Here is a 13699-nt window from a genome sequence, read left to right as displayed (position 1 = left end):
GCTGTGGTTTTACAGTGCAGGCGAGAGTGCAGCGGAGTCGAACATCGGCTGCGAGAACGTCTCTGCCGCAACGATCTGCTCCACCGGATCACGGGTGAGCTTGCGCGGGAACGACTTCTCCGGATAGCCGACGGCGATGTGCGCGGCGGTGATGTAGTCGTCCGGGATGCCGAGCAGTTCACGAATGGCGGGTTCCTCGTGGCACAGCAACGTCGTCACCGCGGTCGCGACGCCCTGATCGCGCAGACTCAGGCACAGGTTCTGCACGGTGGGGTAGATGGACGCCCCGCCGACGACGGAGAGTCGGCCGAGTTCGTGGTCGGTGGGGTGCAGTCCGTCCAGCGCGGCGCAGACCACCACGATGGCGGGCACCTCGTGGAGGTGGCGGGCGAAGTAGTCGGCGTCCTGCACGGTCTTGGGCAGTGCGCCGACGGCGACGGTTCCGCCGGTGATGCCGGCGAAGTAGGCGTCCCACATCGGGAGGTAGAGATCGGCAAGGGCCTGCTTGCGGGCGGCGTCACGCACGACGATCCACCGCACCGGCTGTCGATTGCCGCCCTGCGGGCCGAAGCGCGCGACGTCGAACGCGGCCTTGAATACCTCGTCGGGAACAGGATCGCTGAGGTACCGCCTGCAGGTGCCGGTGGTGCGCATCGCCTCGGTGAGTTCCATGGGTAAAGTCCCTTCGCCTGTCCGCTGTTAGGTAGTGCCATGAAGCATCATGTGGCGTGGGCCACATTGTCAAGGGCTGACATGCTGTGAATATCGAGACCGCGAATCCCTTGCGCGAAATTGCCTAACCGTGGTTAGTTGAGCTGTCGGAGTCGGATAGAGCAGCACGCAACAGGAGGTACCGGTGTCCACAGACGCAGCAATGGCAGCGGAAACCGTGGAAGGCGTGGATCGGGATCGGCTCGCGCGCGCTCTCACCGCGGCGAATCTGCCCACGCTGGTGGCGGTGCTCTATCAGCTGACCGGAGACCGTACGTGGCTCACCGATCCGTATCGCCCCACCCGTAGTCGGGGCATGGACAACAACGACACGGGCGGATTGGACGACGCCGTCGCCGACCGCATCCGCGCCGCTGCGCTCGACGCAATCTGCGCGTTCCACGAGGGCACGCCCATGGCGGTGCCCGCACCCGACTCGGAGCACCTCGTCGAGATGATCAGCGCGGCCGTCGGTGAGCAGGTTCCACCCGAATTCGGTGTGATGGTGGCCGAGGACATGGGCTTCACTGCCTCTGACACTCAGGTGGCCGCACCGAACGATCTGTCGGTCATCGTGATCGGTGCGGGCGTCTCGGGAATGCTCGCGTCTATCAAGTTGCACGAGGCAGGCATCAGTCACACGGTGCTCGAGAAGAACTCCGACGTGGGTGGTGGCTGGTTCGAGAACACCTACCCCGGAGCCGGCGTCGACACCCCCAGTCACCTGTACTCCTACTCCTTCGCGCCGCGGGCGTGGAGCACACACTTCGGCAAGCGCGACGAGGTATGGCAGTACCTCAGCGATGTCGCCTCCGAACACGATCTGCGGCAACGCATTCGTTTCGACACCGAGGTGGCGACCGCCGAATACGACGCCCAGCGGCAGGGCTGGACCGTCACCACGGTCGATGGCGAGATCCTGACCGCCGACGTGGTGATCACCGCTACCGGTCAGCTCAATCGGCCGAAGGTGCCCCACATTTCCGGGCTCGAATCGTTCGACGGCCCGATCTTCCACACCGCCAACTGGCCGGCCGATCTGGATCTGACCGGCAAGCGCGTCGCCATCGTCGGTACCGGGGCGAGCGCCATGCAGGTGCTGCCGGCCATCGCGTCGACGGTGGGACACGCGACGGTCTTTCAGCGCTCGCCGCAGTGGGTCTCGTCGAGCGACGTGTATTTCACCGAGATGGGCGACGACGCCAACTACCTGATGGATGTCGTTCCGCTGTATCGGCTTTGGTATCGGACCAGACTGGCCTGGAACTTTAACGATCGTGTGCACAGCTCGCTGCAGGTCGATCCCGAATGGGAGCATCCGCAGCGCTCGATCAACCCGATGAACGACGCTCATCGACGGGTGTTCACCCGCTACATCGAAGCCGAGCTCGAGGGCAGACCGGATCTGATCGAGAAGTCCCTCCCCGATTACCCGCCCTTCGGCAAGCGGATGTTGCTCGACAACGGTTGGTACGCCGCGCTGAAACGAGACAACGTCACGCTCATCGCCGACGCCGTCGCATCCATCACCTCGAAATCGGTTGTAGCGCGCGATGGTTCGGAGACCGAGGTCGATGTGGTGATCCTCGCGACGGGCTTCGAGACTCACAAGCTGCTGACGCCGATCGACGTGCGCGGACGGTCGGGTGAGTCCATCCGCGATATCTGGGGCCCGGAGGATGCGCACGCGTATCTCGGCATCACCGTCCCGGACTTCCCGAACTTCTTCATCACTTGCGGTCCTGGAACGGTATTGGGCCATGGGGGTAGCTACATCACCATCGCCGAATGCCAGGTGCGCTACATCGTCGATGTCTTGATCGACATGGTGGACAAGCGAATCGGAGCCATCGAGTGCAAGGCCGACGTGGAAGCGGAGTACGTCCGCAAGCACGACGAGGCGCACGCGAAAATGATCTGGTCGCACGGAGGCATGGACAACTGGTACCGCAACGACGCCGGGCGCGTGGTTTCAACGCTGCCGTGGCGCATCGTCGACTACTGGGAGATGACGCGACGGGCCGATCTGGACGACTTCGTCATGGAGCCTCGACGCGATGAGGCGCGCTGATCAGTTGGACGTCGCCTGCTGTGCCGACAACACGAAGCCGTGCCCGCCGCCCGCGTCGCAGACCATGGCGTCGACTCGGGAGTAGCAGGTGTAGTCGAGGTGCGAGATCGATGTGTTGTACTCCAGCGACTGCGCGTTCTCGACCCCGAAAGCGCCTTGGTTGAAGCACATCGGGGTGACCTTGCCCGGGTCCAGGAAGAAGCCTTTGCTCATCTCGTCGGCCGAGAAGGGTGGTTTGTCGCAGTCCGCGCCGTCGGGCACGGGTGCGTCCGTGGCTTGGCAGCCGGACGAGAACGCGGTGGAGCCGAGCTTGCAATAGATGTTGCCCGACGGCGACTTCCAGCCAACTTCGTTATTGATGGCGGCATATCTGGCCGGGTCGACGGGAGTGATCGGCGCGGACTCGACCGATGGTGTTGCCGGAGAATCGGTCTCGGATGCGCTGCCGCCCGGTTGCGGTGCCACCGTTACCTGCGGTGCCGCCTCGGTCGATGTCGCCGGCGCACCCGCGACGACCGTGGGAATGACCGACGGCATCGCATCGGTCGGTTCGTCCGAATTGCTGCATCCCGTCAGAAGTACACCGATGAACGCAATGGCGACGACGGCCTCGCGCCTGCTGTGTCTCGTCATCAGTTGGACGTCGCTTGCTGCATCGACAACACGAAGCCATGTCCGCCGCCTGCGTCGCAGATCATCGCTTTGACTCGGGAGAAGCAGGTGAAGCCGTTGTAGGAGACGGACGTGTTGTACTCCAACACCTGGGCGTCCTCGGCGCCGAATACTCCCTGGTTGAAGCAGGTGGGAGTCACTTTGCCGGGGTCGAGGTAGAAGCCCTTGGACAGCATGTCGACGCTGAAGGTCGAGTTCGGGGCGCAGTCGGCCTCGGCACCGTCGGGAACGGGGGCGTCGGACGATTGGCAGCCGGAGGAGAAGGGTCCGGAGCCGATCTTGCAGTAGATCTTGCCGGACGGCGACTTCCACGCGACCTGATTACCGGGAACGATCAAGCTGGCCGGGTCGACGGGCGTGATCGGTGCGGTGTTGTTCCCGGGGTCGGCAGCGGTTGGCGTCGATTCGGTCGCCGCGGGTGCACCGGACTCACCTCCGGCGTTGCTTCCACTGGTCTGGGTCGGCGCTGCAACGGTCACCTGCGGCGGAGCGGAGTTTTGTGACGCAGCGGTGGGGGCCGGTGCGGCCGCGGGGGCGTCGTCACTCCCACAGGCCGTCAGAGTCACGGCCGTGAGTGTTGCGGCCGCCGCGAGCAGAGCAGTTCTTCGGATCATTCGGAGCCCCTTCATCAGAAAGCGATGTTGACGTCGCGGGAGATCATGAAGCCTCGGTCGCCGTCGTAGCAGGTCATGCCAGCTTCGGTAGAGCGGCAGAAGTTGCCCGTCACTCCGATGACCTGGCCGTATTCCAGAACTCGTGGGCCGGGATTGCCACCGAAGAAGATTCCCTGGTTGGTGCAGATCTGTTCGACGGTGCCGTCCTGGGTGATCTGCACGCCGTAGGTGTTGTTTGCGGTGTTCGCGCACTCGCGTCCGGTGTTGCCCGGTACCGAATAGCGGACCTGACAGCCCACGAGCGTTCCGGGTGCATTGGATGAATTGAATGCGCAGAACACATTCCCGCTCGGGGATTGGAAGAAGTACTGGCCTCCGTCTACCTCGAAGTCGCGTGCATCGACGTTGACGTCGTCGCGGTTGGGAACGGGCGGCACGGCCGCTGGTCCCGCTTCAGGGGGCTGCTGCAGCGCCGGAGTCACGACCTCGGGAGTCTCGACTGCTGGACCGTCCGTCCCGGTGCCGCCACCTGCATCAGGGGAACCACGGCTGACGGCGAGGACGCTGCGCTGGTGACGGGCGCTACATCGGTGCCGTTCGGTGCCTCGGACCCGCAGGCCGTAAGAGTCAGGGTGGTAGCAGCGACCAGGGCACACATGGCCACGATGTTGCGGACTTGCCTCATTCGTTCGTCCTCACCGGTGGCTGCAGAGTGCATCACCTCTGAACTATGAATCGAACGGGCCAGGTGGTCTGTTAACGTCGTTCGTGTCACGACCCCGTCACGAATCGGTATACGGGTGGACTATCGGACATTTCGCCTGCGAGTGTGGACGGAGATAACACTCAACCGCCAGTTGATGTTTCAGGTTCAACCTGAGACGCCTGGCGCAGGATCTATCTCGATCTGGAATCACGTTGTGCGACTTCGATGGAAGGTACGCAGTATGCGAAAGTCATTGCGGCGAGCGGTAGTAGCAACGGCGCTGACCGTGCCTCTGGTGTTCGGGATCGGAGCCGGCACGGCACCGGCTGACCCGCAGGTGATGAACTTGCAGGTACCCATCGTGACCGGATTCCAGGTAGCTCCCGGAGCCGTCCCCGGTGGCCTGTTCCAGACCATCCCGATGAAAGCCACTGTGGGAGACGAGTCCGGTGTCGCCCGCTTCTCGGCCGCAAACATTGCTCCATTCGCCGATCAGTATCCCTACCGGTATCTGAACCTGAACTGGCGAAACCTCGCGACAGGTGCGACGGGTGCCGCCGATCTTCGGCATTGGCAGGACGATCCGACGCCATCGCCGAGTGGCCCCTACGGACGGGAAGATCTGCCCCTCGAGGTGGTCGCGAACACCGGACCGGGTCCTGTTGTGGTGACGGTGACGCACACCAAGGACTACTCGAACGGCGGTCAGTGGGGCTCTCCGTACCTTGACACTCTTCTCCCAGGGGCCGGCGTGGTGCTGGTCCCCTGAATTCGATCGCGGATGAAAGGCAAACGATGCGAACATCTTTACGACGCGGAGTAATTGCGCTGGCGCTCTCCGTACCACTGGTTCTGGGTGTGGGAGTGGGTGCGGCGACGGCGGCACCGACGACGTCCGAGCTTCTGGTCCCAGTCGTCACCGGGCCGGAGTTCGGTCCGGCTGGGGTTCCAGGCGGACTCGTTCAGACGATTCCGATCACGGCGACGGTAGGTGAGAAGCCAGGTGAGGTGCGCTTCACGGCTGCGGAGATCAGGCCGTACTACTACCAGTTCAATTACCGTTTCCTGACGGTGAACTGGCGCAATCTCGCCACGGGTGCCGTCGGAGCGGTCGATCTACGGCACTGGGAAGCCCTCGAGAATCCATCACTCCCGATCAACGCTGAGCCGAGATATCCGGTCAACTTGCCTCTCGAAGTAACTGCGCAGACCGGGGCGGGCCCGGTGGTTGTGACCGTCACCCACAATCGTGAGCAGTGGCAAGCCCCACCCGCATCGAATGCACTCATCCCCGGATTGGGTGTGTTGCTCGTTCCGTGAAACGTCTGGACGGTCAGCGGGCAGTTTGCCACGCTGTCGTCTGCTGATCGGCGATGCTGACCAGTCGATCGAGGCCCACGTTCATGTCGACCAGGTGCGAATCGAGCAGAGGAATCTCGTTGAGCGGCTGAGGTTCCACAAACGTCAGGTGGTACTGGTTGTACCCGCCGGCGTCGATGCAGGATCCGGCCACTCGGCCGCGGCTGGTGGTCCACGTCGAGTTCGAAGTCGGCACGGTCTCGGGGGCCGTGGTGTACTGCAGCAGAATCGAAATGATTCCGAACGCGAACGGTGCGCTCGGCACCGTGATTCCGACGGGCCGATCGTCTCCGCTGAGTGCCACCGGATCGGTGCACGCCACCTGATACTGCGGGCCACTCGGCAGGCCCCATCGCTGTGACCACAGATCCAGAGCGGAGTTGCCGAACGTCGACAGCACTTCCGTTGTGGTGGTTTCAGAACAACGTGGGTGTGGTGTATCGGCCGTGTCGTGCTTCGTTGAGTCGGGCGCTCCAGCGCTGTACGAGCCACATTTCGACGAGTTCGGGGCTGGTGCCGATGTCGGTGGCCCATGCGGTGATGAGTTCGACGTAGCGGTCGTAGCGACGACGAGTGAATCCGGTGACGGACGGGTCTTCGAGCCACCCTTCGTGGATGAGGGTCGAGACTCCGTATTGGTCGATCAGCTGTGCTGGGCCGCCGTAGACCGACGCCTTCACCGCCCACAGGAACGTGGCCATCAAGGACATCCCGACGCCCGGTGCGTCGGGCCAGCCGGACCAGTTCGAGTTCGGATGCTCGGGCACTACGCGGTTGCGGACGCAGCTGTCGAGCACAGCCAGAGTCTTGGCGACGGGGTTCTCGTCGGGACGGCTGAGGTGCGGGGTCATGACGTCCGGGAATCGTCTCATTGCTCTGCGGTGCCGATGACTGCCCTGCCACGCTGCGCAGAGAAACAACAGGGCGAGCGAATCATGTTCACCTGCAGCCAGATCGGTGCCGATCTGTAGATCGTTGCGCTGCACGGTGGCACCGCCGTATTCGACGATTTCGCCGTCGAGGTTGCGGCCGCGCAGTCGTAGATCATGACCGGCTCGGTCGAGGTGGCCGTTCCACCAATCCAGGTCCACCTCCACACCGTCGTCGAGGACATGCAGGTCGTAGCTGCGGTGCTGACACCACTGCACACAGGCCGTGGGAGGCGGGAACCCCTCGTCGAGTCGTGACATACCGCCATCGAAGCATCGGGTACCGACAGTTCGACGCTGCCGTCACTCGGGCACGGTCACTCGGTGCGGGTCCCGGATGGTTTGTCGTGGTGATCAGTTTCCTGATGTGCGATTATTGCCAGCAGCGCCAATTCGTCGGCATAAGGGGTGCCGACAGCCGCGGTCTACAAGGTCAGGTTCTGGTCGAGTTCGATGAGCTTCAGCGAATCGCAGTCCACCGTGATCTCTCCAACGGGGTGTGCCGATAGGTCTTCTGTCGGGGGGACTGCGGACTTGTCTCGTTCTACGTCCGAGCGGAGTCGTCGACGCGCTCGACCAGCTCGCTACGACGATTCCCACGGTCGGGGAGCCGACACCGTATGCATGGACCTCGTCGGCTCCGACAGTATCGGCGGTTCTAAACAACGGTGGCGTTAACCAGCGGCAGATAGCCGTCGCGAGATCAAGGACCAGCCGTCGTGATCCCCAATCTGCACGAGCCTTTGAACCATCGCGGTCCGAACTGGAAACGCGACGGCACTCTGAAACGCGGGCTGAAATGAACCTTTCCTTGAGCATGTTAGCTAGCATGACCACGACGCATTCTAGCGTGTAACCCGACTATGAGAGGCTGTTGCAATGGCGACGTTGCTGGACGGCAGGTACGCGCTCGGTGAGAAGCCTGTCGCTAGCGGTGGCCATGCCCTCTTGTATCGAGGTTCAGACATGGACCGAGACAATGACATAGTTGCGGTTAAAATATTTCGGGGCGGTCATCTGCATGATGACAGAATCCTCACGGCCGCCTGGACTGCCGAACTCACCGCCTACCAGCAGATTCGCGAGGACGAAAATCTTGCCAAACTCTTAGATTTCGGTCGCGATGACGAAGGCGCACCGTATCTAGTCTTCGAATGGATGCCATCTGATCTCGCGAAGTATTTGCCGACTCTTGAACTAACCGGATGGGACGATTTCTGGCCAATCGCGAGGGGAATCCTTCGAGGACTCGCAGTGCTACATTCGGGTGGGTTCGTCCACCGCGATATCAAACCAGGTAACGTCTTAATTGACAGCGAGGGCCGAATAAAAGTTGCTGATTTCGGAACGGCGCGACTTGTGCAAACGCTTAATCTTGGGTTAACGATGGCACCGTTCGGCACCGAGCCGTATGCGCCTCCCGAGAGAATGACATCATCGCCCACTTTTGCATACGATGTATTTTCTTTTGCAGTCCTAGCGATCGAGTCTTTGTCGGCTTCGTCTCCGAATTCGACGGCCGAGTTCCTTTTGGCTTTGCAAGAGCTAAACATCCCGGAACCTGTTCGAGAAAGATTGCACGACTGCCTCAACGTAGAACCGGAAAGCAGGCCCGAAAGCGCAACCACCTTTTTGGCTTCTTTAGAGGCAATTCAAGATGCGCGCAACGTCGTGGGTAGATCTACGAAATCTGTACATCTAGTTGTGAGTCCCAAGATTTTGGCTGATGTATCAGAAACCGTCGGCATCGAGCCAAACGATGCGCGCAGGTTTCTTCTGGACGACCTTCAGAACGTCGGTGCTATGGCTTTTGATAACCCATCTGTCAAGAACGGTGCTGAGCTGACACCAGACTTGATGATATGCGGGGAGACATTAATGGTGCGAGTCCAGGTCGACCGGATTGCTCCATCGATGCTGCGTGTCCACCGCGTTGTCAGATCTATAACGGAGGAGAAGCGTGACGGATGGTACCGGCCGTCTGTCAAGTTCCGAGGCACCACTCCCACAGATCCTGCCGCAGTGGAGTCTGATTTGAACGTCCTTCTAGAGGACACACAGGAATATGACCGTGATCGAGCGCGCAGGCGTCCCTCGGTAGACGAGTTCCGCACTTGGCGCGATGTCTTGGCCGCAAAATTTTCTGTAGAAGATCGACGCGGTTCCAAGATTAGGTATATCTCGTTCCGGGTGAGCGGCAATCGCGTATATTTCAAGTGCCCGGAAATAAATGATATTAAGGTAGGCGAAGCCAGGCTAGTCAGTTCCGGACGCAGACGAGTCTTTTTTGGAGAGGTTGAGGGAATCGAGAATTCAGAATTGGTTCTCTATTTGACAAAGGGAAAATTTTCGGACCTTCCTGCAAAAGGTATCATCGAACTGGATACAGAAGGAAACAAGTCGAAACTACGGCGTGAAAAGTCTGCATTAGATAGAATCTCGGACCAGAAGTCGGCGAGATCTGATTTGCGAGAGCTTCTGCTGGAGCCAGAGATAAGTGCGCCACCTGTGGCGCAGACCCATATTGTGCCAGTGCAGGACGGACTCGATTCGGCGAAACTTCGAGCTGTCGAGAATGCGCTCGGCAACAACGACTTCTTGCTTGTTCAGGGGCCACCTGGAACAGGAAAGACTACGTTCATCGCGGAAGTTGTTGCTCAGACTTTAATCGCCAAGGCCGACAGCCGAATCCTGCTCGCATCGCAGACGCACATTGCTTTAGACAATGCACTGGAGCGTATTGCTGCGATTTGCCCTGAAGCAACCCTTCTCCGCTTGGGAAAGAGTGAGCGGGTCATGGCGGAGGTGGAACCCTATACGGTCGATGCTGCGGTGGAAATTTGGAGGACCCGGGTAGAAGCTGCGGGACGGAGCTATCTCCAGCAATTGGCTGAGTCTCTAGGCATCAACACGAATGGTCAAAAGATTCGTGATTTGGCCGCAGAGTTGACGGGCAAAATTTCACGAGAAAAGCAACATGCGACATCGGTCGAAAGCCAAAACATAGAACGAAATTCAATTCTTGAGCAGATGGATCAACTTTCTGCCCTTGCTCCTGCACTCATCGAGGCGGCGCTCAAGCTAGAGTCTGCTTCACACATCCAAGAGCTGCCGGCGCTGAACGATGCCGTTGATCAATTTGTAAGAGCAGGGTCTGAAGTAGCCGCGATCTTCGAGGCAACGCCAAGCCTAAGCACGGAACTGGTGTTGATCGAGCAACGCCTTAGTGGACTGCGGAGAGAACTGGAAGCACTTCAGACTGCTAAACAGAACCTACGGCGTTCTTTGATCGCTATGCTTGAGCTTTCTTCAGATATAAAAAGTGAGGACCTATTAAAAATTGCCGCTGTTCGGGCACCAATTCACGATCCCAGATTAGATCGCCTCCGCGTAATACAGGAGGATTGGAGAGCTCGATTTGGAACCGGCCATGAATTTGTAGGGATTGTGGTTGCAGGGTCTAACGTTGTAGCTGCAACCTGCGTGGGATTAGCGGGAGTCCAGGGGGCCGAAAACATCGACTTTGACATGTGTATCATCGACGAGGCATCGAAAGCTACCGCTACGGAGTCACTTGTTCCACTCGCAGCGAGTAAGCGGTGGATTCTAGTCGGCGACGACAGGCAGCTTCCGCCATTCGTCGAAGACGCGCTTAATGATCCCTCGATATTGGACCAGCACAATCTGAGTCGGGACGCTGTTCGGGAGACGTTGTTTAACGTCCTACTGGAGCGGTTGCCACTTGCCTCAAAGGTGGCATTGACACACCAGCATCGCATGCATCCGACTATTGGAAGACTCATTAGCAAGTGTTTCTATGCGGGTAGCTTAACCAGTGAACCCCGAGAGGCATCGAAGATTGTGGGCCTCGGAGTGAGTCATCCAGTCACGTGGTTCGATACGTCTAATCGTCCGGGTAGATTTGAAGCTGCGGACGGAAATAGTTATTTGAACCGGGACGAAGTGAGGGTCGTGGTCTCGATCTTGCAACGTATGCAATGGGTCGCTGAGCGGCAAAAAATCAATGTCTCAGTGGCAGTCCTGACTGGCTATGAACCGCAACGACGAATTCTGACGGAATCAATTTCAGCTGAACTCACAGCATTGTCGCGGCTTACTGTTCAGGTGGCGAACATTGACGCTTATCAGGGGCAGGAGGCAGACGTGGCCATTTTCAGTGTTACTAGGTCCAACAAAAAACATGCCATGGGGTTTCTTTCTGTAGAAAATCGTGTAAACGTGGCATTATCCCGTGCGCGCGATGCACTGGTGATAGTGGGTGATGCTGAACATATAAAGGCGTCGTCAGGCACGCAGAGCGCCCTTGGGAAAGTTCTCGAACATATAGCGTCGGATTCTGACAGTGCAGTCGAGGATGCGAGCTCGATATGACGGATCCGTCGATTGACCAGATTGTGCGTCGCTTGGGCAGGCAACCAGGGTTGCGGCTTCTGTCTTACCGTGAGATCGGTCTGCCGTTCTGGGAGTTACCGATAAAGTGTCGTATGCTGCAACGATCTGAACTGCCGACAACGACGGAATTTATTCTGAGATGTATTGAGGCCGACGTGTCGAGGGCTGTTGATATATCAAACTTCCTAGGCCTTCCGGCGCGGGTGATTGATCCTGTAATGGTGGATGCTCTTAGAACTGGCTCGATAACACCGACCTTCGGCGACAGTAAGGAAGTAAGGTATCGGATTACAGAGCGCGGACAGCGGGTGCTGAGCGAGCAATCCGAGGTACGACGAACCGAGCCCACGCTTCACCTTGCTTACGACGGTCTGCTGCGTCGGTTTGACCTAGTCGATAGAACCGATCGCTGGCGTCCGCGTGATCTCCGGGACAACGAAATCGTAGAGGTCCGGCCTGCGCCGATTGATCCTCCCGAGATAGGACCGGACGACACTGCAGAGGTGAGACCAATCTTAAAACGGGTAAGCGCGGTGTCAAATTTCGACTTGATTACCGTTCTGGAAATCGACGGAAAACGAAGTAGATTTTTCAAGAAGGCGCTTGCTTTAGTGTTCGAGTCAACGGACTCGGTATCCGAACTTTCTGTTCAGATTGCGGTAGATGGTCGTTTGGTGGCCGAATATACAAACGCGTTCGCAAGCGCAAATGGAAAGAATCGTGTTGGAATTTTTGACGGGTTGACAAGTGACCGAGAGTACGTCCAGAAGTTGCTTGGGAAGGATGTTTCTAACCAAATTGCGCCAGACGAAAGTGTATCAGCGTTAAAGCGTGCCACTGAGAGTCTTCAGCAGCAACTTGATTCCCTTTCGAAGGCAACGTCGTCAGAATTGGATGCGGAACGAGCCGAGAATGTGCGTCTGGAGCTAGATCAGGCCGAAGCGGCGCTAGCGTCGATGCCGGTGAGGATTCTGGAGGTGCACGAGCATGCGTCATTCCTGCGTGAGGGGATTGAGTGTGCGGAGACTAGGTTGTTGATAGTTTCTCCATGGATCAGGTCGACTGTCGTAACCGAAGAGTTCGTCGATCGACTGCGAGCATTGCTTACGTCGGGTGTGGAGGTCATTATCGGTTACGGAATAGATGATGGAAAGCGCATGACAGCTGGGGACAAGGCGGCGGAGAAAGCTCTTGCTGGACTCGCAAAAGCCTTCCCAAACTTTGGTTTCTCGCGTTTAGGTAATACCCACGCGAAGGTGCTGCTTGTCGACTCGCAATTCGTAGTTGTCACAAGTTTTAATTGGCTATCTTTCTCCGGCGATCCTGCACGCCCTTTTCGGGATGAGCGGGGAACATTTGTCTCGATACCCTCGGAAATAGATCGAATCTACGCGGACTATCGAACTCAGATAGTAGGATCATGAGCGAAGGGGGGAAGGTTTAAAGCTTCCTGAAGATGCTCATGCACAGATGAGCCAGACAGTCTAGGGTGATCCTGCTAATAGTGAACAACCGGTTTCGCTCGATTCCAGCTTTTGAAGGTGATCGGACTTATCGTTCGTGATTTATTACGCGGCAGCCGGTATCTCTGACGATGTCGGCGATCCTCGCGCCTCCTTTGTGCAGGGCGCGTTTTTCGTGTCGTCGTCCCGTGTAATCATGGGCAGCGGGCCTCCTTCGGGTAGCCGGTGCCTGGTATGAAGCCTCAGCAAGCGGGAGGCTCTGTCTCGTTGGCGGTGCCCTACCGGTGGGTAATTCGATGAGTGCCTTGAGAGGCGCGATCGTGAACACCTCAAGCATTGGCAGCCGCATCACCTCGTTGCTTCCTGCATACGGGGCGATCGAGCGGGCGCTCATCAGCATTACAGAACCGTCGCTGTCATCTGGGGCCCGGAGGGTATCCGTGTCACGGTCTGATTCTTGGATAGAGGTAATGAAAATGATGGACGAATGAGACACAAGAACACCTGGTGTCATCGCGGACAGCCGCGCTGCGTCGCCTATAGGTCGTATGGCGAAGGCATGCGAGGGTGCAGAAGCCGCCGCATGGCTGCCTGGTGAGATGGCTCCGCCGTGACCGGTGCGATCGTCCTGGTTGACCGTGGCTCGGGGTGCCTGAATCTGATAGCCGCCTTCGTGCCTTCCCGAAGTCAACCTCGACCGGCGAGTTCCGAAGCTGGATCGGAGATAGTTCATGTCCCTGCGCACTGTCGGCACCGTATGG

Annotated in this window: 12 protein-coding genes; 5 read left to right on the top strand and 7 right to left on the bottom strand. The window is 58.9% G+C overall.

Annotated features, from left to right (window positions below; genetic code table 11):
- Window positions 1-9: 9 nt before the first annotated feature.
- Entirely contained in the window at window positions 10-672 is a 663-nt protein-coding gene (locus tag CH285_RS22890; RefSeq protein WP_027497814.1) for a nitroreductase family protein, read from the bottom strand.
- A 202-nt stretch (window positions 673-874) separates the two neighbouring features.
- On the opposite strand from CH285_RS22890, the gene CH285_RS22885 reads away from it, so the two are divergent.
- On the top strand, window positions 875-2782 hold the full coding sequence (locus tag CH285_RS22885) for a flavin-containing monooxygenase (RefSeq protein WP_094643725.1): 1908 nt from the start codon (window positions 875-877) through the stop codon (window positions 2780-2782).
- On the opposite strand, the gene CH285_RS22880 is transcribed toward CH285_RS22885, so the two are convergent.
- From CH285_RS22880 to CH285_RS22865, 4 genes are read right to left on the bottom strand one after another with little or no spacing between them, the layout of a single operon-like run.
- Window positions 2783-3415: a hypothetical protein gene (locus CH285_RS22880; protein ID WP_094643724.1), complete on the bottom strand. Its 633-nt coding sequence runs from the start codon at window positions 3413-3415 to the stop codon at window positions 2783-2785.
- A complete protein-coding gene (locus CH285_RS22875) occupies window positions 3415-4068 on the bottom strand; it encodes a hypothetical protein (RefSeq protein ID WP_141215038.1) in 654 nt (217 codons plus the stop codon). The genes CH285_RS22880 and CH285_RS22875 overlap by 1 nt, the downstream gene beginning before the upstream one ends.
- A gap of 14 nt (window positions 4069-4082) precedes the next feature.
- The gene (locus tag CH285_RS22870) at window positions 4083-4505 is read right to left on the bottom strand and encodes a hypothetical protein (RefSeq protein WP_255032342.1); all 423 of its coding nucleotides are present in this window, start codon (window positions 4503-4505) and stop codon (window positions 4083-4085) included.
- Between the two features lie 41 nt (window positions 4506-4546).
- Entirely contained in the window at window positions 4547-4753 is a 207-nt protein-coding gene (locus CH285_RS22865; protein WP_141215037.1) for a hypothetical protein, read from the bottom strand.
- 262 nt (window positions 4754-5015) lie between these two features.
- Between CH285_RS22865 and CH285_RS22860 the strand changes: the two genes are divergently transcribed.
- Together CH285_RS22860 and CH285_RS22855 are read left to right on the top strand one after the other, a co-directional pair.
- A complete protein-coding gene (locus CH285_RS22860; RefSeq protein WP_052063162.1) occupies window positions 5016-5543 on the top strand; it encodes a hypothetical protein in 528 nt (175 codons plus the stop codon).
- Window positions 5544-5569: 26 nt separating this feature from the next.
- Window positions 5570-6094, top strand: a complete 525-nt coding sequence (locus tag CH285_RS22855; RefSeq protein ID WP_045840850.1) for a hypothetical protein — start codon at window positions 5570-5572, stop codon at window positions 6092-6094.
- A gap of 13 nt (window positions 6095-6107) precedes the next feature.
- Here the strand turns inward: CH285_RS22855 and CH285_RS22850 are convergent, their stop codons facing one another.
- Window positions 6108-6533 (bottom strand): hypothetical protein, encoded by a 426-nt coding sequence (locus tag CH285_RS22850; protein ID WP_094643721.1) that lies wholly within the window; start codon window positions 6531-6533, stop codon window positions 6108-6110.
- Window positions 6534-6549: 16 nt separating this feature from the next.
- The gene (locus CH285_RS22845) at window positions 6550-7323 is read right to left on the bottom strand and encodes an 8-oxoguanine DNA glycosylase OGG fold protein (RefSeq protein ID WP_094643720.1); all 774 of its coding nucleotides are present in this window, start codon (window positions 7321-7323) and stop codon (window positions 6550-6552) included.
- A gap of 618 nt (window positions 7324-7941) precedes the next feature.
- On the opposite strand from CH285_RS22845, the gene CH285_RS22835 reads away from it, so the two are divergent.
- Both CH285_RS22835 and CH285_RS22830 read left to right on the top strand, forming a co-directional pair.
- A complete protein-coding gene (locus CH285_RS22835) occupies window positions 7942-11454 on the top strand; it encodes a serine/threonine-protein kinase (RefSeq protein WP_094643718.1) in 3513 nt (1170 codons plus the stop codon).
- On the top strand, window positions 11451-12899 hold the full coding sequence (locus tag CH285_RS22830) for a phospholipase D-like domain-containing protein (RefSeq protein ID WP_094643717.1): 1449 nt from the start codon (window positions 11451-11453) through the stop codon (window positions 12897-12899). The genes CH285_RS22835 and CH285_RS22830 overlap by 4 nt, the downstream gene beginning before the upstream one ends.
- The last annotated feature ends 800 nt before the right edge of the window (window positions 12900-13699 follow it).

This window comes from Rhodococcus sp. 05-2256-B1, assembly GCF_002258465.1.
GTDB classification, from domain to species: Bacteria; Actinomycetota; Actinomycetes; order Mycobacteriales; family Mycobacteriaceae; genus Rhodococcoides; species Rhodococcoides fascians.
The sequence above is the reverse complement of the archived record's forward strand: the minus strand, read 5'-3'. Positions and strand labels throughout refer to the sequence as shown.